General features: G+C 50.6%; 14 protein-coding genes and 1 pseudogene. All 15 read left to right on the forward strand.

All coding sequences use genetic code 11. The features are described from left to right. Nucleotides 1-51 precede the first annotated feature (51 nt). The 15 genes and pseudogenes from DWW33_RS03735 to srtB all read left to right on the forward strand — a co-directional run bounded on the left by DWW33_RS03735 (nucleotide 52) and on the right by srtB (nucleotide 18,824). Nucleotides 52-696 carry a CHC2 zinc finger domain-containing protein gene (locus DWW33_RS03735; RefSeq protein WP_117452249.1) on the forward strand — a complete coding sequence of 215 codons (645 nt, stop codon included), beginning with the start codon at nucleotides 52-54 and terminating at the stop codon, nucleotides 694-696. Next, nucleotides 665-2,002 carry a virulence-associated E family protein gene (locus DWW33_RS03740; RefSeq protein WP_003500111.1) on the forward strand — a complete coding sequence of 446 codons (1,338 nt, stop codon included), beginning with the start codon at nucleotides 665-667 and terminating at the stop codon, nucleotides 2,000-2,002. The genes DWW33_RS03735 and DWW33_RS03740 overlap by 32 nt, the downstream gene beginning before the upstream one ends. A 241-nt stretch (nucleotides 2,003-2,243) precedes the next feature. Continuing rightward, the gene (locus tag DWW33_RS03750) at nucleotides 2,244-2,441 is read left to right on the forward strand and encodes a hypothetical protein (protein ID WP_003020324.1); all 198 of its coding nucleotides are present in this window, start codon (nucleotides 2,244-2,246) and stop codon (nucleotides 2,439-2,441) included. Next, nucleotides 2,442-4,112, forward strand: a complete 1,671-nt coding sequence (locus tag DWW33_RS03755) for a recombinase family protein (protein ID WP_118638861.1) — start codon at nucleotides 2,442-2,444, stop codon at nucleotides 4,110-4,112. It begins immediately after the preceding gene. A 90-nt stretch (nucleotides 4,113-4,202) separates the two neighbouring features. After that, nucleotides 4,203-4,286, forward strand: a pseudogene (locus DWW33_RS03760) (Maff2 family mobile element protein); the annotation flags it as partial. 10 nt (nucleotides 4,287-4,296) lie between these two features. Beyond that, nucleotides 4,297-5,160 carry a VirB6/TrbL-like conjugal transfer protein, CD1112 family gene (locus DWW33_RS03765; protein ID WP_005361084.1) on the forward strand — a complete coding sequence of 288 codons (864 nt, stop codon included), beginning with the start codon at nucleotides 4,297-4,299 and terminating at the stop codon, nucleotides 5,158-5,160. Nucleotides 5,161-5,198: 38 nt separating this feature from the next. Continuing rightward, nucleotides 5,199-5,651, forward strand: a complete 453-nt coding sequence (locus DWW33_RS03770) for a SpoVG family protein (protein ID WP_005361086.1) — start codon at nucleotides 5,199-5,201, stop codon at nucleotides 5,649-5,651. Then, on the forward strand, nucleotides 5,651-6,208 hold the full coding sequence (locus DWW33_RS03775; RefSeq protein WP_005361089.1) for an MT-A70 family methyltransferase: 558 nt from the start codon (nucleotides 5,651-5,653) through the stop codon (nucleotides 6,206-6,208). Before DWW33_RS03770 ends, DWW33_RS03775 begins: the two co-directional genes overlap by 1 nt. 2 nt (nucleotides 6,209-6,210) lie before the next feature. Continuing rightward, a complete protein-coding gene (locus DWW33_RS03780) occupies nucleotides 6,211-6,951 on the forward strand; it encodes a hypothetical protein (RefSeq protein ID WP_235695189.1) in 741 nt (246 codons plus the stop codon). A gap of 36 nt (nucleotides 6,952-6,987) precedes the next feature. Continuing rightward, on the forward strand, nucleotides 6,988-7,422 hold the full coding sequence (locus DWW33_RS03785; RefSeq protein ID WP_005361092.1) for a PrgI family protein: 435 nt from the start codon (nucleotides 6,988-6,990) through the stop codon (nucleotides 7,420-7,422). Further along, a complete protein-coding gene (locus tag DWW33_RS03790; protein WP_373130278.1) occupies nucleotides 7,361-9,796 on the forward strand; it encodes a VirB4-like conjugal transfer ATPase, CD1110 family in 2,436 nt (811 codons plus the stop codon). Before DWW33_RS03785 ends, DWW33_RS03790 begins: the two co-directional genes overlap by 62 nt. Before the next feature lie 33 nt (nucleotides 9,797-9,829). Then, complete coding sequence (locus tag DWW33_RS03795) at nucleotides 9,830-12,508, forward strand: CD1108 family mobile element protein (protein WP_118375179.1); 2,679 nt, start codon at nucleotides 9,830-9,832, stop codon at nucleotides 12,506-12,508. A gap of 18 nt (nucleotides 12,509-12,526) precedes the next feature. Continuing rightward, nucleotides 12,527-12,772, forward strand: coding sequence for a DUF4315 family protein (locus tag DWW33_RS03800; RefSeq protein WP_025577937.1), 246 nt, complete (start codon nucleotides 12,527-12,529; stop codon nucleotides 12,770-12,772). After that, a complete protein-coding gene (locus tag DWW33_RS03805; protein ID WP_055158513.1) occupies nucleotides 12,762-13,874 on the forward strand; it encodes a DUF4366 domain-containing protein in 1,113 nt (370 codons plus the stop codon). The genes DWW33_RS03800 and DWW33_RS03805 overlap by 11 nt, the downstream gene beginning before the upstream one ends. A 141-nt stretch (nucleotides 13,875-14,015) precedes the next feature. Beyond that, nucleotides 14,016-18,824: a class B sortase gene (srtB, locus tag DWW33_RS03810; RefSeq protein WP_334294600.1), complete on the forward strand. Its 4,809-nt coding sequence runs from the start codon at nucleotides 14,016-14,018 to the stop codon at nucleotides 18,822-18,824. Nucleotides 18,825-18,886 lie beyond the last annotated feature (62 nt).

Genomic DNA, 18,886 nt, shown 5'->3' on the forward strand with positions numbered 1-18,886 from the left:
TTTTCAATCAGAGAATGTCAGGTGCTTTTTTGTTTTCAAGGAGGGATAGATTTGAATGTATTTGAAGCTGTGAAGCAGTCCGTCACAACAAGACAGGCTGCGGAGCATTATGGAATCCATGTAGGTCGGAACGGGATGGCTTGCTGCCCGTTCCATAACGATAAAACCCCAAGCATGAAGCTGGATCGGCGTTACCACTGCTTCGGCTGCGGTGCTGATGGGGATGTGATTGATTTTACCGCCGCCCTGTATGGGCTGGGAAAGAAAGAAGCCGCCGTACAACTGGCACAGGACTTCGGGCTTTCCTATGAGGACTGGAAACCGCCGGGAAAGGCAAAAAAGCCCAAGCCCCGGCAGAAATCCCCGGAGGAACAGTTTCAGGAAGCAAAAAACCGTTGCTTCCGTATCCTTGCCGATTATCTCCACCTGCTCCGGGCATGGAGAAAGGAATATGCCCCGCACTCCCCGGAGGAAGCCTTTCATCCCCGGTTTGTGGAAGCCTTACAGAAGCAAGACCAAGTGGAATATCTGCTGGATGTGCTGCTCTTTGGGGAAACGGAGGAAAAAGCGGCTTTGATTACGGACTACGGAAAGGATGTGATACAGCTTGAACAGCGAATGGCAGAACTTGCAGCCGCAGCCGCAGCAAGAACTAAAAAACACCATGAACGCCATGCAGCCGCCCCAGAGCATTGAGGAAATCAAGGCGGGGCTGGAAACCACCGAGAAAGGCGGTGTCCGTCAGAGCATACGGAACTGCCTGACCGTATTCCAGCGTGACCCGCTGCTTTCCGGGGCTATCGCATACAACATCCTGACTGACCGCAAGGACATCATAAAGCCCATCGGTTTTCACAGGGAAAGCACCGCCCTGAACGATACGGACATGAAGTATCTGCTTCTTTATCTGGAAGAAACCTACGGGCTTACCAATGAGAAAAAGATTGATAATGCCATCGGGATTGTGGCGAATGAAAACAAGTACCATCCCATCCGGGACTATTTAAGCGCCCTTGTGTGGGACGGTACAGAACGAATCCGTTTCTGTCTGCGGCACTTTCTGGGGGCTGACGCAGACGATTACACCTATGAAGCGTTGAAGCTGTTCCTGCTGGGTGCAATCTCACGAGCCTTTCAGCCGGGGTGCAAGTTTGAAATCATGCTTTGTCTGGTAGGCGGTCAGGGGGCTGGAAAGTCCACCTTCTTCCGTCTGCTGGCAGTCCGGGACGAGTGGTTCTCCGATGATTTGCGGAAGCTGGACGATGACAATGTGTACCGTAAGCTGCAAGGTCACTGGATTATCGAAATGTCGGAAATGATGGCAACCGCAAACGCCAAGAGCATTGAGGAAATCAAGTCATTTTTAAGCCGACAGAAAGAGGTTTACAAGATACCCTATGAAACCCACCCAGCAGACCGCCCCCGTCAGTGCGTGTTTGGCGGCACTTCCAATGCCCTTGACTTCCTGCCCCTTGACCGTTCCGGCAACCGCCGCTTTATCCCCGTCATGGTGTACCCGGAGCAAGCCGAGGTTCACATTTTGGAGGACGAAGCCGCTTCCAGAGCCTATATCGAGCAGATGTGGGCAGAAGCGATGGAAATTTACAGAAGCGGCAGGTTCAAGCTGGCTTTCAGCCCTGCCATGCAGCGGTATCTCAAAGAACACCAGCGGGATTTTATGCCGGAGGACACCAAAGCCGGGATGATACAGGCGTATCTTGATAAGTACACCGGGAGCATGGTCTGCTCCAAGCAGCTCTATAAGGAAGCCTTGAACCATGCCTTTGACGAGCCGAAGCAATGGGAAATCCGGGAAATCAACGAGATTATGAACCAGTGCATTTCTGGCTGGCGGTACTTCCCGAACCCAAGAATGTTTTCCGAATATGGCAGACAAAAGGGCTGGGAGCGTGAAAACCCGGCAACGGACTCCGGCAACCCGTCTGAAAAAACGATGGACGGTTTTGTGGAGGTCACAGAACAGATGGAGCTTCCGTTCTGAAAATGGCAGCCCGTTGCACCCCCTGTTGCTATCCCGTTGCCGAGCCGGTTGCCGGGGAAAATCCCGAAACTATCGGCTTTTCTCCCCTATGACAACCAAAACAACAGAAAAATAAAAGAAAAGTATAAATAGTAACCATCGCCAGATTGAGATTGTTTGCAAGGTCTTTTGAAGCCCGTTGCCGGACTTCGTTGCCGACACCCTCTGTCTGGCTATTTTCATGTATGGAGGATAACTGCCTATGGCAAAAAACAAAACAGAGATTCATGTTACAACGGTATTTGACGGGGAACTGGACGCAACCGATGTGTTCGTCAGCCTGATTTCCCAGAAATACGGTAAGACAAATACGAAAGAATATCTTGCTAAAAGGAAAGATATGAGCTATAATGAAGATGAGGTTCAAAAGAGCCAGATACCGTCTGGATTGTGTGGGTAAATGGCTATGATGAACGAAATGGAATACAGAACAATCGGTTCGGCACTTGCCGGAGGGTATCGTGCAGCGGTCTATTGCAGGCTGTCAAAGGACGATGACCTGCAAGGCGAAAGTGCCAGTATCGCAAACCAGCGTGATATGCTGGAAAAATACTGCGAAAAGCAGGGATGGGAGGTTGTGGCAGTCTATCAGGACGATGGCTTCACAGGTCTTAATATGGAGCGTCCTGATTTACAGAGAATGTTGAGAGCCATTGAGCGCAGGCAAATCAACCTTGTCATCACGAAAGACCTCAGCCGACTGGGGCGTAACTATCTGCAAACCGGGCATTTGATTGAGGACTTTTTCCCAAGAAACGGTGTCCGCTATATCGCCATGAATGACGGTATCGACACCCTGCGGGATAACAACGATATTGCCCCGTTCAAGAATATCCTGAACGAGATGTACAGCAAGGATATTTCCAAGAAAGTCCATTCCTCTTATCTTCTGAAAGCGCAGAAAGGACAGTTTACCGGGTGTCTTGCCCCCTTTGGGTATCGGAAAGACCCAGAGGACAGAAACCATCTGCTCATTGACGAGGAAACCGCCCCGATTGTGCGGCTGATTTTCGGATATGCCCTGAACGGTCATGGTCCGAACTATATCCGCAGACGGCTGGAGGAAGAAAAAATCCCCTGCCCCACATGGTGGAACCGGGAACGGGGGCTTCGCAATACCCGCACCAAATGGGAAAAGAAAGACCCAGAAAACGGACGGTATATGTGGGACTTCTCCGTTATCAAAGCCCTCTTGATGAATCCCGTCTACACCGGGGCGATTGCTTCCCAGAAAAAAGACTACCGTTTCAAAATCGGCACGATTGGAGAAAAGAAGCCGGAGGACTGGATTGTGGTGGAGGGACAGCATGAACCGCTGATTGACCGCATGAGCTTTGACATTGTGCAGAACAAGCTGAAATCCCGCCAGCGTCCGGGGCAGACCAATGAAATCAGCCTGTTTGCCGGACTGATAAAATGCGGCGAGTGTGGGAAGTCGCTGACGATACGCTACACAAACGCAAAACATCCCCAGCAGATTTATTCCTGCAAGACCTACAATGCCTTTGGAAAGAACCACTGCACCCAGCACCGGATTGACTATGACACCCTTTACAGCCATGTGCTGCGGAAAATCCGGGAATGTGCCAGAGCTGCCCTGATGGACGGGAAAGCGGTTGCCGACCGCCTGACTAATACCTGTGAAGCCGAGCAGCGGGAACAGCGGGAAGCAATGGAACGCTCCCTTACAAGGGACGAGGAACGGATTGAGGTTCTGGATAAAATGGTCATGCGGCTTTATGAGGATATGATTGCAGGGCGTATCAGTGAGCAGAATTTCAACACCATGCTGGAAAAGACACAGACCGAGCAGACGGAGCTTAAAGCAAAAGTGTCCGAGGGCAGGAAGCGGCTGTCCGATGAAGCCCAGCTTGCCAATGACGCAAAACAATGGGTGGAAGCCATTCAGGAATATGCCAACATCACAGAGCTGGACGCAGCCACCCTTAACCGCTTAATCAAAGAAATCGTCGTGCATGAGCGCATTGACGACGATAAAACAAGACACATTTCTATCGAAATTCATTTTAATCTCAAACCCATCCCAGAGGTGGAACAGGTCACTGCCTGACCTGTCCTACCGGGACGGTTCTCTTAAAAACACCATATAGATTTTTTGTACGCCGCCGCCCGCCATCGAGCAGAGTTTTACACCTAATTGGGGATAAAACAGCTTATGGCAGGCGGAGGTATCGCTCTGGTTGGTGCAACGCTGATCCCGCTGCTTTCCGGCCTGTTCGGTTAAGGGCTGACTTATGGGCAGTCTGTTTGAATGGATAACAGACTGGATTAAAGAGGGCCTGATCGATGCGATCACCGGACAGTACACCAGTATTTTCAACTCCGTCAACAACCAGGTTGCGGATGTGGCAAATCAGGTAGGACAGACCCCGCAGGGCTGGAATGGCGGCGTGTTTTCCATGATCCAGAATCTTTCGGAAACCGTCGTCATTCCCATTGCGGGCATGATCCTTACCTTTGTTCTGGTGTATGAACTGATCCAGATGATTCTCGAAAAGAACAACATGCACGAATTCGATACATTCAACATCTTCAAGTGGATTTTCAAGACTTTTGTTGCCACTTACCTGCTCACCAACTGTTTTACGATTGTGATGGCGGTCTTTGATGTGGCCCAAAATGTGGTGTCGCAAAGTGCCGGTGTCATAAACGGGAACCTGGATGTGCAGGCGGCATTGTCTGACCTGGAAACCCAGCTTGAAGCAATGGGAATGTGGGAACTGATTGGATTGTGGCTGGAAACCAACATCATCAATCTGTGTATGTGGGTACTGTCCATCGTGATCTTTGTCATTGTATATGGCCGTATGATCGAGATTTATTTAACCGTGAGCCTTGCACCGATCCCGTTTTCCACAATGGCAAACCGGGAATGGGGACAAATGGGAACCGGGTATCTGCGTTCCCTTTTTGCCCTGGGTTTTCAGGGTTTTTTGATCCTGATCTGTGTTGCCATTTATGCAGTGCTGGTCCAGTCTATCCCATCGTCCGGCGACGTGCACGGCGCGATCTGGGGAACGGCGGGTTATACGGTACTGCTGGCTTTTGCCCTGTTTAAGACAGGTTCGTTATCCAAATCCATATTTAATGCAAGATAGCATGAACAAAACCAATTCTAAAAAGGAGGATTTTATATATGAGTAAAACCAATACAGAAAAAATGGCGCCGGAAACACAGACGCCGGAAATGGCAAACGGCATGAAGCTGGATGTCCGCGTGCGTCCGATTGCTCCAATGGGAAACCTGCTGGCGTTTGCCAATGTTACGATTGGCGGATGCTTTAAGATTGACGGTTTCCGTATCTGTTCCAGTGAAAAGGGGCTGTATGTCAATATGCCCGCAACCCAGGATAAGGGCGGCAACTGGAAAGATGTCTGCTGGCCGGTTACGGCAGAGTTCCGCAAGCAGCTCAACGATGCTCTCATTGATGGGTACGGCCAGGCTATTGAAAATTTGCAGGCGACTCTTGAAGCGACAAAGGGAGCTGCGGAAAAACCTTCCCTGACCGGTACATTGAAGGAAAATGCCGGTAAGGTCAAAGAACAGCCGACTAAACCTGCCCCATCTAAGAATGAGCAGGCTCGCTAATGCCGGAAACGAAACAGTACGGCATTATCTATGCCGATCCGCCCTGGCATTATGACAGGAAACATGGAAGCGGCGTTGCGGAAAACCATTACCCCACAATGAGCATTGAAGAAATCTGTGCCCTGCCGGTATCGGAACTTGCCGCAAAAGACAGCGCCCTCTTTCTGTGGGCAACCTTTCCGCAGCTTAATGAAGCCTTCCGGGTGATCGACGCCTGGGGGTTCAAATATAAAACGCTAGCTTTTCTATGGCTCAAACAGAACCGGAAAGCGGATAGCTGGTTTTATGGCATGGGCTTTTGGACCCGCTCAAACGCGGAGGTCTGCCTGCTGGCAACCAGAGGCCGTCCGAAACGCCAGTGTGCGGGAATCCATCAGTTTGTGATCTCCCATATTGAGCAGCACAGCAAGAAACCGGACGAGGTGCGGGATAAGATCGTAAAACTCATGGGCGATCAGCCCAGAGTGGAACTGTTTGCAAGACAAAAGACTCCCGGCTGGGATGTATGGGGCAATGAAGTGAACTGTACGCTGACTATGCCGGAGCGAAAGGGGTGATTTTGATAGAACAAGATGCAAAGCGGCTGCTTATGGAACGGCTGGACGAGTGTTTGAAGGTTCATGCGGATATGCTGGATGCACAGAACATCGGCAGCATTTACGAGTTGCAGGGATTTTCGGAACTCCACTATTATCTGAAGGTTGAGCATGTATTTACTCCGGCGGAAGTAGAGGCACTTCTTTCTTTTCAGGACCCGTTGGATGTAGCCCGATGGTGCTGGGAAGAAAATAACCATGAACACAGTTTCCCGATCTGCGATCTTCTCAAAGAAATTGATGCAGAGCAAAAATTTGAACATTTCACAAGCGAACCTTCCGCACAGGACAAATATACGCTCCTGATGAAACGGCTGGGACAGAATTACTTTGCTTACAGGGAAAGCCTTATGTCAAGAGATAAGGAATCCTTAATTGAAAAAGCTGCTGAAATTACAGCCATGCAGGAGGCGTATTCCTATCTGACAACAAAGTTTGAGTTCAGGGATGAAATGCTGGATGATGTGCTGGCGCTTGAGAATCCTTTGAAATACTTTGCAGACCGTTGGCTTATGCCGGTTTCAGATGTGTTCGACGTGGATATGGATATTCGGGAAAATATTGCCGGAATCCGAGACAGCCAGGAATACCTGTGTCAGAGAGAGCCGGCTGTTTCTGTCCTGGCACGGCTGCAAAATGCGGCTCAGGAAGTGCGGGAATGTCCGGCTGCGGAGAAACCGGTACGCGATTTCGGTGCACGGTAATGGGCCGGAAATTATATTACGATGGGAGGTGTATAGATGCCTTATGTACCTGTACCAAAGGATTTAACCAAAGTTAAGACTAAGCTGGCCTTCAATCTGACGAAGCGCCAGCTTATTTGTTTCAGCCTTGCCGGACTTGTCGGCCTTCCGGTGTATTTCTTTACCCGCGGGGCGATCGGCAATTCGGCGGCTGTACTTTTGATGATCGGGCTGATGATGCCCTTTTTCTTCTTCGCCATGTATGAGCGTGACGGGCAGCCGGCAGAAAAGATCTTGAAGAACCGGCTCCGTTATAAGCTCTGGCCGAAGGACCGTCCATACAGGACGGATAACCTGTATAAATCTATGTCAAAGAAGGAGGTTACAAAGATTGCCAAAAAACAAGCAGCAGGAAGCTCAGGAAAAGCGTCTGCAAAAAAATATCAGGCAGGCCAAAAAGACCAGAGCCGATGCAAAGCAGGGCAAAACTAAGTCTGCCCGTTCCAAGCCGTCTAAAAAAGGCGGCTTTTTTGCCGGGCTGAAAGCAGATGCCCCGCAGACGGTCCAGCAGAGCATCCCCTACCGTGAAATGTACCGGGATGGGATCTGCCGGCTGACTGATACCCTTTACACCAAAACGGTGCAGTTTTTTGATATTAACTATCAGCTTGCACAGGCAGATGATAAAGCACAGATCTTCGAGGGTTACTGCGATTTCTTAAATTACTTCGATGCCTCGATCCATGTGCAGCTTACCTTTATCAACCAGCGGGCCAATATGCAGGATTTTACCAGAAGCATTGACATCCCTCCCCGCGGCGACGAGTATGACGGAATCCGCAGGGAATACGGGGATATGTTAAAGAACCAGTTGCAGAAAGGAAATAACGGTCTCACCAAACGCAAATACATTACCTTTGGAATCGAGGCAGATGACCTGCGTACTGCGAAAATGCGTCTGGAACGCATTGAAACGGATGTGCTGGCAAATTTCAAGACCCTGGGAGTTCAGGCGAGATCCTTAAACGGACTGGAACGTCTGGAACTTCTTCACAGCCAGCTTCACCCGGACGGTCAGGAAAAGTTTCATTTCCAGTGGTCGGATCTGCCTAAGACTGGTCTTTCTACCAAAGACTTCATTTCCCCATCCGGGCTGTCTTTTTCAAAGGATGGAAAGACATTCCGGGTAGGCGACCATTCCGGTGCTGTCTCCTTTTTGCAGATTTTGGCGCCGGAGCTTACCGACCGGCTTTTAGCGGATCTTCTTGACTTAAACGACGCCGTGACCGTCAACCTGCATATCCAGTCTATCGACCAGGCGCAGGCGATCCGAAACATCAAGCGTAAAATGTCGGACCTGCAGAAAATGACCATTGAGGAACAAAAGAAAGCGGTCCGATCCGGGTATGACATGGACATCATTCCCACCGACCTTGCCACCTATGGAGAGGAAGCCAAAAATCTTTTGCAGGATTTACAGAGCCGCAATGAGCGCATGTTCCTTGTGACGGTACTGGTGGAAAATATCGCTGCCAAACGTCAGAAGCTGTTTAATGATATTTTTGCCGCTTCGGGTGTGGCACAGAAATACAACTGTGCCTTAAAACGGCTGGATTACCAACAGGAACAGGGGCTTATGTCCTCGCTTGCTCTTGGCACGAACCAGATTGAAATTGAGCGCGGGCTTACGACCAGCAGCACAGCGATCTTTGTACCGTTTACCACCTGTGAATTGTTCCAGGAGGGCGAGGCGTTGTATTACGGTCTGAACGCCCTTTCCAATAACCTGATCATGGCGAACAGAAAAACGCTGAAAAATCCCAATGGGCTGTTTCTCGGTACCCCAGGAAGCGGTAAATCTTTCTCTGCCAAGCGTGAGATCGTCAATGTGTTTCTTCTGACGGAGGACGACATCATTATCGCTGACCCGGAAAATGAGTATGGGCCGCTGGTACAGCAGTTCGGTTCCCAGGGGCAGGTCATTGATATTTCTCCTACTTCCACGAACTACATCAACCCGATGGACATCAATCTGGACTATTCCGATGATGAAAACCCAATTACTTTGAAAAGTGATTTTATCCTGTCGCTGTGCGACCTTATCATCGGCGGCAAAGAAGGGCTTTCCCCTATTGAAAGGACGATCATCGACCGTTGTACCAGACTGGTGTACCGGGAATACCTGCAGAACCCATGCCCGGAAAATATGCCGATCTTAGGCGATCTTTACGAGCTGCTTTTGAAACAGTCTGAACCGGAAGCACAGAATATCGCAACGGCACTGGAAATCTATGTCAATGGTTCCCTTAACGTGTTCAACCACCGTTCCAATATCCAGATGGATCAACACCGGGTACTGTGTTTCCAGCTTAAGTCACTGGGAAAAGCCTTAAAGGAAATCGGGCTTTTGATCATGCAGGATGCGGTGTGGAACCGTGTCACGGCCAATCGCTCCAAACATAAAACAACCTGGTTCTATATCGACGAATTCCATCTTCTTTTGAAAGGGCAGACAGGAAGTTTCAGCGTGGAGATCTGGAAACGCTTCCGTAAATGGGGCGGAATCCCATCAGGTTTAACGCAGAATGTCAAGGACCTTCTGGCTTCCCGTGAGATCGAAAATATTTTTGAGAACTCGGACTTTATCTATATGCTCAACCAGGCCCAGGGAGACCGTCAGATTTTGGCAAAGCAGTTGGGGATCTCCCCGCACCAACTTTCGTATGTGACCCATTCCGGTCCCGGCGAGGGGCTTTTGTTCTTTGGAAATGTGATCATCCCCTTTGTGGACCACTTCCCGAAGGACACACTCTTGTACAGCGTGCTTACCACAAGACCGGATGAAGTGGCGGGGACCAAAGCATGAGGCAAAAATTAAAATGGATCGGAGGTGAGAACAATGGCACACGACAGGGAATTTCAAAGGAAGCGTAAAGATACCCGGATGCCGGTGCGTGATTCCCACGGGGAGGATCAGCCGGCAGCCAGGCAGACCGAACAGGATTTTGACCTGCGCAGGGCACGGGACACCCCTTCTTCTGTCAACGGCAAGACACACAGGCAGGACATCCCTGTACAGACGGAATTTTCCCATCTGTCACCGGAAACACCGGAGTCCTTGTTGGAACAGGGCGAAGCGTATGCAACCGCTTTGGATGGTTTTTCGGAACACTTTGAGACACCGGATGCTGCCAGGACAGCGCCCCCGATACAGGACAACGTGCGAAGCAATTTCCGGCAGGAGGCTTCCAGACGTTTTCTTGTAACAGAGAATGCGACAGACCATGATACCGGAAAATATGCTCCTTCTTCCGAAGGCTCAGCCACACCGGACAGCACAGACAGATCCAGTCAGGAACACCGTTACCGGACACATCAGCATGGGAACAAATATCAACAGCGTTTTCAGGAAGCGGCACAGGCGGAGGAACAGGCAGCGCAGAAGGAAAAGGGTGTGGATAGCGAACCGCCAAAAACATCCAAGCTGGAATTTACTGCGGATGAACTGCCGCCGCAGACAGAGGATAAAAAGCTCACCCATGCAAGGCGGAAGGCCGAACGTACTGCACAAAAAGCAGAGCAGGCACAAAATCGTCTGCCGGCCCGGAAGAAACTGCGCATGGAGACGGTTTCCGACCCGGAGACCGGAAAAGCCAAAAAACACTTAAAATTTGAAAAGGAGGTCAAATCACAAAAGGCCCATGTAAAAGGGCCTGTACCACTGCGTCCGGTCAAGGCGGGCGCCAATACTGCCATTGGTTACGCCCATAAAAAGATTTATGAGGCAGAGGATGAAAATGTGGGGATCAAGGCATCCCACCGCTCTGAACTTGTGGGCGAGGCAGGGCTTCGCACGGCATATCACCGGCATAAAACTGCCCCCTACCGAAAGGCAGCGAAATTACAGCAAAAATCAGCAAAGGCCAACGCAAGACTTGCTTACCGGCAGGCTCTTAGCGACCACCCGGAGCTGAAGAAACATGCGATTGCCCGGATATGGCAGAAACAAAAACTGAAAAGGCAGTATGCCAAGGCTGCCCGTGAAGCCGGGAAACAGGCAAAAAATGCCGCAGTCACAACAGAGAGGGTCAGCGTCGGTATTGTCCATGCGGTCAAACGGCACCCTGTAATCTGCCTTGTCCTCCTGCTTCTCCTTTTGGTAATTTTCCTGATCACATCCCTGTTTTCCACGTTCTCCAATATCGGGACCGGCGGTTTGGGAAGTCTGGCTGCTTCTACCTATCTTGCAGATGATCAGGACATCAACCAGGCGGAGCTTACCTATACCGAATGGGAAACGGATCTGCAAATGGAAATAGACCGGGTGGAATCAGACCGCCCCGGCTATGACGAATACCAGTATAACCTGGGCGCAATCGAGCATGACCCGTATGTGCTGATGGGGTATCTGACTTCTGCTTATCAGGGATTTACTTACGATGAAGTGGAAAGCGTGCTGCGGCAGCTTTTCCAGGAACAATATACCCTGTCCTTTTCAGAAGAAACCGAGATCCGTTACCGCACCGAAACTTCCGTTGATCCGGAAACCGGGGAAGAAACCCAGGAGGAAGTGCCTTATGAATGGCGCATCTTAAATGTCAAGCTCACAGTCACACCTCTAGAAAACCTGGTCGTTTCCCGGATGAACGCAGACCAGAAAGAGATCTGCGAGATCCTGCTGCAGACAAAAGGAAACCGCCAGTATGTCAAAAATGTCTTTGGCACCAACTGGCTCCCTTATGTGACCAGTTATTACGGCTACCGGGTACATCCCATCAGTGGGGAAAAGAACTATCACACCGGTGTGGACATCGGGATGCCGGAGGGCACAGAGATCCTTGCCGGGCATGACGGAACGGTCACCCTTGCGGGAAATGTCGGCGGTTATGGCTTGTGTGTCGCTATTGAAGGCGAGGCATACGAAGGACATACCCTGACGACCAAATACGGGCACTGTTCCCAGATCCTTGTTTCTGCCGGGCAGGAGGTCAAAGCCGGGGATGTGATTGCAAAGGTCGGGAATACCGGAAATTCTACCGGGGCCCACCTGCACTTAGAAGTCCTGGTTGACGGCCAGTATTTGAATCCCCTGTATTTTGCCGATACCGGCGATACCAGCGAACGGCACCTGCCGGAAGTTGGTTCAGGCGGCACAGGAAACTACTTCGATTATGACATTCCACCGGAAGCCCTTGCGGATGAACAGTTTGCCGCAATGATGGCCGAGGCGGAAAAATATCTTGGCTATCCGTATGTATGGGGAGGCGCAAGCCCTTCCACTTCCTTTGACTGTTCCGGCTATGTGTCCTGGGTGATCAACAACTGCGGCGTTGGCTGGAATTTCGGAAGGCTGACCGCGGATGGTCTTTTAGGTGTATGTACGCCGGTATCAAGTGCGGATGCAAAACCGGGCGACCTGATCTTCTTCCAGGGGACCTACAACACCAGCGGCGCAAGCCATGTAGGGATCTATGTGGGAAATGGAATGATGATCCACTGTGGAGACCCGATTTCTTATGCAAACATCAATACAAGCTACTGGCAGCAGCATTTTTATACATTTGGGCGTCTGCCTTAACAGATTGGAGGTAATAAATTGAATCCTAAAATTGAAAAACTGGAAAAGGAAATTGAAAAGACCAAAACAAAGATTGCGGAAATGCAGGCAAAGCTCCATAAGCTGGAGGAACAGAAAACAGAACTGGAAAATACCGATTATGTGGCGGTGGCGCGCAGTTTCAAACTGACGCCCCAGCAGCTTGCGGATTTTTTGAAATCACAGCAGGCAGCCCCTTCGGAAACTGTTTTACCGCAGGAGAAGGAGGATGTGCATGAGGCTTAAAAAACTTTCCCTGCTGCTGGCGCTTACGCTTCTTGTAAGTGTCAGCGCATTACCTGTAACGGCTCATGCCGGCGGTTCCAAAGACACCACACCGCCAACGCTGACTGCTTCCCTGGAGGGCGATGCCCTGAAAATAGAAAGCAGTGACGATCTATCCGGCGTGGAGGCGGTCTTTGTTGATGAAAACCGTATCAACTCCCTCACCGATGGGAAAGCGTCGGTTGCACTAAAAGATTATGCAGGAACAGAAAAACAGGTAAGCATATACGCAAAAGATTATGCCGGCAACCGTTCTGATGTGGTAAAGCTGGATAATCCGTATTACAAAGAACCGGCTCCTGAAAAGAAACCTGCTGCGGCAGCACCCCAGAGTCCGTCCGGTACACAGACAAAACCGCCTAAGGAAGAAAAACCTTCCGGCTCAAACGCTGCAACCCCTTCCGGCGGCGGAAATTCTTCCGGTTCAGATAACAGTACCGGACAGCAGGAAAATACTTCTGCGATCCCGGAAGGTGCATTTACCCCGGAAGGCACCGGAACGGTACAGGACAACATCAGCGGTACGGATGGGGAAAAACAGTTTTACACCATCACTACGGACGCGGGCAATGTCTTTTATCTGGTGATCGACGGGAAACGGGAAGATAACAATGTCTACTTCTTAAACGGCGTCACAGAGTCCGACCTGATGGCGCTTGCAGAAAAGAACAATGGCAGCATGAGCATGATTCCCCAGGAAGAAAGCTGCAACTGCACCGAAAAATGTGAGGCAGGAAAAGTCAATACCGGCTGTCCGGTCTGCAAAAATGACTTGAGTGGCTGCAAAGGAAAAGAAAAGCCGACGGAAACCGAAAAACCGGCTGAACCGGAAAAGCCGAAGAAAGAGACCGGCAGTGTCGGCACGATCCTGTTTATCCTTGCTGCCTTACTTGCGGTCGGCGGGATCGGTTACTATGTAAAAATCGTGCGTCCGAAACAGCAGGCCGAGGACGATGCGGAATTTGAGGATGACGGTTATGGAGAAGGCTTTGACCCGGATGAGGCATACGGGGAACCGGAATATCTTTCCGAGGATGATTTTGACGACAAGGACAGCAAATAAGGCTGTCCTTTTAGATTTTATGAAAGTGAGGATTTTTTCATGGAACATATCATAACCAGGCGCCGCGGCTTTCGCAAGCTGTTGGCGTTTTTGCTTTGTATGGCAAGCATTTTGGGGCTTCTTCCGGCTCAGGCTTTTGCCATGTCTGTCGGACAAACGGCAAGCTCCTGGCTGGGCGACCAGTATGTGGGCTCTGATGGAAACCACTACCGCGCCCCGGCACCTTACACCTATCTTGCCTACCATGCAGACGGAACCATCGACGTACACACCAGTTCCGGGGGCAATGCTTACCGGCACTATATGCTGACGGATTCTGACGGGATCAGCCATCAGGTTTACTGTGTGGAGAGCGGGATTCCTTACCATACTTCGGAAAACACCTATGTTTCAGAAAGCGGGACCAACAGCCAATACCTGAACCTGCTTCCTGCCGAGGCAAGGAGGGGGATCACCCTGACTGCGATCTATGGCTGGAAACCCGGTGCGACGCTCCCTGTTTCCGGGATCAACGAGGATGACTATAAGATGGCAACCCAGATCATCCTTTGGGAATACCAGCAGCAGCTTAGAAGCGATCCGTACAACCGCCACGGAAACGGCCACGCAGATGGTGACCAGTATTTCAGCGTGATCGCCGGACGACCGGCTGAAAAAGCCTATGACTGGATTCTGGCACAGGTCGCTTCCCATTCCACAGTCCCTTCCTTTACTTCTTCTAAGAAAAGCGAAGCACCGGAACTGGAACTGAAATGGGATGTAGAAAAAAAGGTCTATACCCTGACGGTCACAGATACCAACAACTTGAAGATCGACCTGGAGGCTTTGAAAGGCAGCGGCGTTTCTGTGACAAGAAACGGAAATGAATACACCTTTACCAGCAGGCAGATGATGATGGACCCGGTGCTGTTTGAATTCCGAAAGAATATCCCGGTGGCAAATGACATGCTGATCTGGGGCAGACCAGGCTACCAGACCATGATGACCGGCGCCAGCGATCCGGTTTCCTTCTTTGTAAAGATCAAAACGGAAACTTACGGTACTGCAAAACTTGTCAAGACCAGTGAGGACGGCATTGTTTCCGGTATCACCTTCCATATTTCCGGTACGGACATTTTGGGAAATGAAGTCAATGAGGAAGTCACGACCGGAGAAAACGGCCAGATTGAAAAGAAGCTCCTGCCGGGAACCTATCTGGTAAAAGAGCTGCCGGTGGACCGCTATGTGACCCCTTCCGCACAGTACGTGACCATTGAAAGCGGGCAAACTTCTTCGGTACATTTCAGCAATATCCTGAAGAAGTTCCGCGTCCATGTGGTAAAGAGCGACGCTGATACCGGAAATGCCCAGGGGGACGCCACGCTTGCAGGGGCGACCTATGGGATCTTCCGTGATGGCGAACTGATCGACACTTATACTACCGGGCCGGATGGCAGCTTTATGACTCGCTATTATGTGTGCGGGGATAACTGGACGATCCGGGAGATCGAACCGAGCACCGGGTATCTTCTGAATGAAACCGTTTATGAAGTGGGTGCATCCCCTTCCCTGTATGAAGTGGAACTCAATACCACAGAAAATCAGGTGACGGAAACGGTTATTTACGGAAATATCCAGCTTGTCAAGCACACCGATGACCTGGACCCGGATGTGCCTGAGGGCGAAAATACCGACGATCCCAATGCCGGTATCATCGAACGCCCGGAAGCAGGCGCAGTCTTTGAAATTTACTTAAAGGCAGCCGGAAGCTATGACGCGGCAAAGGAAAGTGAACGCGACCTTCTTACCACGGATGCGGATGGTTTTGCTTCCAGTAAACCGCTTCCGTATGGGCATTATACGGTCCATCAAATCGCAGGCGAGGAAGGCAAAGCCTTTGTCCCGGACTTTACGGTATTCATTTCCTCTGACGGAAAGACTTACAGCTATATCCTGAACAACCGCACCATCACAGCCCGTCTGAAAGTTGAAAAATGTGACGCAGAGACCGGAAAGATTATCCCTGTGACCGGAACCGGTTTTCAGATCAAGGATCTTTCCACCGGGGAATTTATCACCCAGACCGTCTACTATCCGAACCCGGAAACACTGAATACCTTCTATGTTTCTGACGAGGGCTGGCTGATGCTGCCGGAGCCTTTGGCCGCCGGGGATTATGAACTTTATGAGGTAGCTGCTCCTTACGGCTATGTGCTTTCCGACCAGCCGGTACCGTTTACCATTGACGGCAGCGAGGCGGTTGTGACGGTCACGCAGTACAATATGCCGCAGAAAGGCCAGCTTACCATCACAAAGACCGGAGAAGTATTTGCTTCTGTCCAGGAAAACGACGGACTGTACCAACCGGTATATGAGGTTGCCGGACTTCCTGGAGCGGTCTATGATGTGATCGCAGATGAAGATATTTATACCGGTGACGGTACCTTGCGGGCAGAAAAAGATACGGTTGTGGAAACACTTACGACCGGCGAGGACGGCACAGCGAAAAGCGGGTCTCTCTATCTTGGCCGTTATCGTCTGGAGGAACGTCAGGCGCCTTCCGGCTGTGTGTTGAATCCTCAACCGGAATATGTGGAACTGACCTATGCGGGTGAGACCATAGAGGTTACACAGACAGCGGCCGGTCTTTATGACGAACGCCAGAAAGTGGATGTCACACTTTTCAAGGCAATGGAGACCGATGACCTGTTCGGTCTTGGCATGAACGAGGAATATAAGGATATTTCCTTTGGACTTTATGCTTCCGCAGACCTGACGGCGGCAGATGGCAGCGTAATCCCGGCAGGTGGACTTCTGGAAGTGGTCTCTGTTTCGTCTGAGGAATCCGGCGGTTACAGCGCTTCCTTCGCTTCCGACCTGCCTTTTGGCAGCTATTATGTCAAGGAACGCACAACCAACGGCGCCTATATCCTTTCGGATCAGGAATATCCGGTTGTCTTTGAGTATGCTGGTCAGGAAACCGCCCTGGTACAGATCCTTGTCAATGAAGGCGAGGCTGTTTCCAATGAACTTCTCCGTGGGCGTGTAGACGGTGTAAAAGTCGGGGAAAACCCGGAAGGCGGCGAGGATGTCACGCTTGCCGGTGCGCTCATGGGTCTGTTTAGACCTGATACCGAAGAATTTACTGAAGAAAATGCGCTGCTTACTGCTATTACCGGAAAAGACGGCAGTTTTTCCTTTGAGAACATTCCTTACGGACACTGGATCGTCAAGGAGATCTCTGCCCCTGACCTTTATACGGTAAGCCCGCAGCAGCACCATGTATATATCGGTGCAGACGGACAGCATATCGAGATCCGTGTGGAAAACACCCTGATCCGCGGCAGTGTGCAGGTAACTAAAACCGAAGCTGTGGAGGAACCGTCCCCTGTGGAAAAGGAGGATAAGAAAGACAAGAATTCTTTCCTGCGCTTCCTGCCCGGTGCAGTGTTCGACCTGTATGCGGATTCCAACGCCAACCAGGAATATGATCCTGACGATCAAAAGATCGGTACGCTGAAAGAAACCGATGCAGGCTATCATACGGCGGAAAACCTTCTGGCTGGCGGCTACTTTATCAAAGAAAGCAAAGCGCCGGAGGGCTATCAGCCTGACTCAAACGCTTACTATTTTTCCATCACAGAAGATGGACAGGTCGCAGTTGTGGAAAATGGAGAAGCCGGGCACGGGTTTACCAATGAGGCTTACCGCGGCAACTTAAAGATCACAAAGGATTCCAGCGACGGGCGCAAAGATGGTTTTGCCATCGAGGTTAAGAGTGCGGACGGCTCCTACTGCGAGACATTCACCACTCCAAAATCCGGCGTGATTGAAGTTAAGGGCCTTCGTGTCGGTATTTATACCGTAACAGAAGTTGCAAACCGGGCAAGCAAGGATTACATCATTCCTGATGCCGCTACGGTGGAGATCAAGGCAGATCAGACATCTACAGTCCAGTTCTTTAATGAAAAACCGGAAAAGCCGGATAACCCAAAGAACCCGGAAAAGCCTTCTGTTCCCTCCAATCCTTCCACCCCTCAAAAGCCGGTACCGCAGACCGGGGATGATCCGTATATTTTCCTGTATGGCGGACTGCTGGCAGCCGTACTGATCGGTGGCAGCGTATTTGCTGTGTATTATTTCAAAAAGGGAAAATACAGCAGGACTTCCCCGAAAAGAACGGCTGTCGGGGTTTCTGTCCTTTCACTCTGCGTTCTGGTGGCTCTTGGCAGCGGTTTTTTGGTGTTCCGTGACTTGAACCAGTATGCTGAGAGTAAAGATGCCTATCGAGATCTTGCCGGATATGTGGAAGTACCGGAGCAGACAGCTTCCCCGGAGTCGGCACCCGATCCGACAGAACCAAAACGGGACGATGCCGATATTGTCCTGCCTTCGGTAGACTTTGAAACGCTCCGTGAAAATGGACCGGACATCATCGGATGGCTTTCTCTTCCTGATACGGTGCTCAATTATCCGGTGACGCATACCGACAACAACGAGTATTACCTGAACCATCTTTATGACGGGACCTATAACAAGGTTGGCTGCCTGTTTGCCGACTATGAAAACCGGGCAGATTTTTCAGACCGCAATACGATCATTTACGGTCATAATATGCGGGATGGTTCCATGTTTGCCTTGCTGAACCGGTACGATGAACAAAGTTACTTTGATACTCACAGGCAGATGTATCTCGTTACTCCGAAGGGGGGTTATGTCATGGAGATCTTTACGGCATTTGCAGCAAAACCGGAAGAATCCGGCAGTAAAACTTCTCCCTGGCAGCTTTCCTGGAAGGATGACGGTGCTTATACTACCTGGCTTACAGCTATGAAGGAACGTTCTGCGGTGGAAAGTGATGTGACTGTGACCTGCAGCGATAAGGTACTGACCCTTTCTACCTGTACGCCGGGCGGCACAGGACGCTTTCTTGTCATGGGAAAACTCGTGAAAGTAGATAACGAAATATAGATTTTAGACGGTGCGGGGGCAAAAGCTCCCGCACCTGCTGTTTACAAGGAGGATTTTATTTT

The organism is Roseburia sp. AF15-21, from assembly GCF_003479505.1.
GTDB lineage: Bacteria > Bacillota > Clostridia > Lachnospirales > Lachnospiraceae > Roseburia_C > Roseburia_C amylophila.

What these genes read in the sequence shown, in the direction of transcription:
- DWW33_RS03755 (WP_118638861.1), top strand. Translation starts at nt 2,442, where the DNA reads ATGGCTATGATGAACGAAATGGAATACAGAACAATCGGTTCGGCACTT.
- DWW33_RS03775 (WP_005361089.1), top strand. Translation starts at nt 5,651, where the DNA reads ATGCCGGAAACGAAACAGTACGGCATTATCTATGCCGATCCGCCCTGG.
- DWW33_RS03765 (WP_005361084.1), top strand. Translation starts at nt 4,297, where the DNA reads ATGGGCAGTCTGTTTGAATGGATAACAGACTGGATTAAAGAGGGCCTG.
- DWW33_RS03770 (WP_005361086.1), top strand. Translation starts at nt 5,199, where the DNA reads ATGAGTAAAACCAATACAGAAAAAATGGCGCCGGAAACACAGACGCCG.
- DWW33_RS03785 (WP_005361092.1), top strand. Translation starts at nt 6,988, where the DNA reads ATGCCTTATGTACCTGTACCAAAGGATTTAACCAAAGTTAAGACTAAG.
- DWW33_RS03795 (WP_118375179.1), top strand. Translation starts at nt 9,830, where the DNA reads ATGGCACACGACAGGGAATTTCAAAGGAAGCGTAAAGATACCCGGATG.
- DWW33_RS03805 (WP_055158513.1), top strand. Translation starts at nt 12,762, where the DNA reads ATGAGGCTTAAAAAACTTTCCCTGCTGCTGGCGCTTACGCTTCTTGTA.
- DWW33_RS03750 (WP_003020324.1), top strand. Translation starts at nt 2,244, where the DNA reads ATGGCAAAAAACAAAACAGAGATTCATGTTACAACGGTATTTGACGGG.
- DWW33_RS03740 (WP_003500111.1), top strand. Translation starts at nt 665, where the DNA reads ATGAACGCCATGCAGCCGCCCCAGAGCATTGAGGAAATCAAGGCGGGG.
- srtB (WP_334294600.1), top strand. Translation starts at nt 14,016, where the DNA reads ATGTCTGTCGGACAAACGGCAAGCTCCTGGCTGGGCGACCAGTATGTG.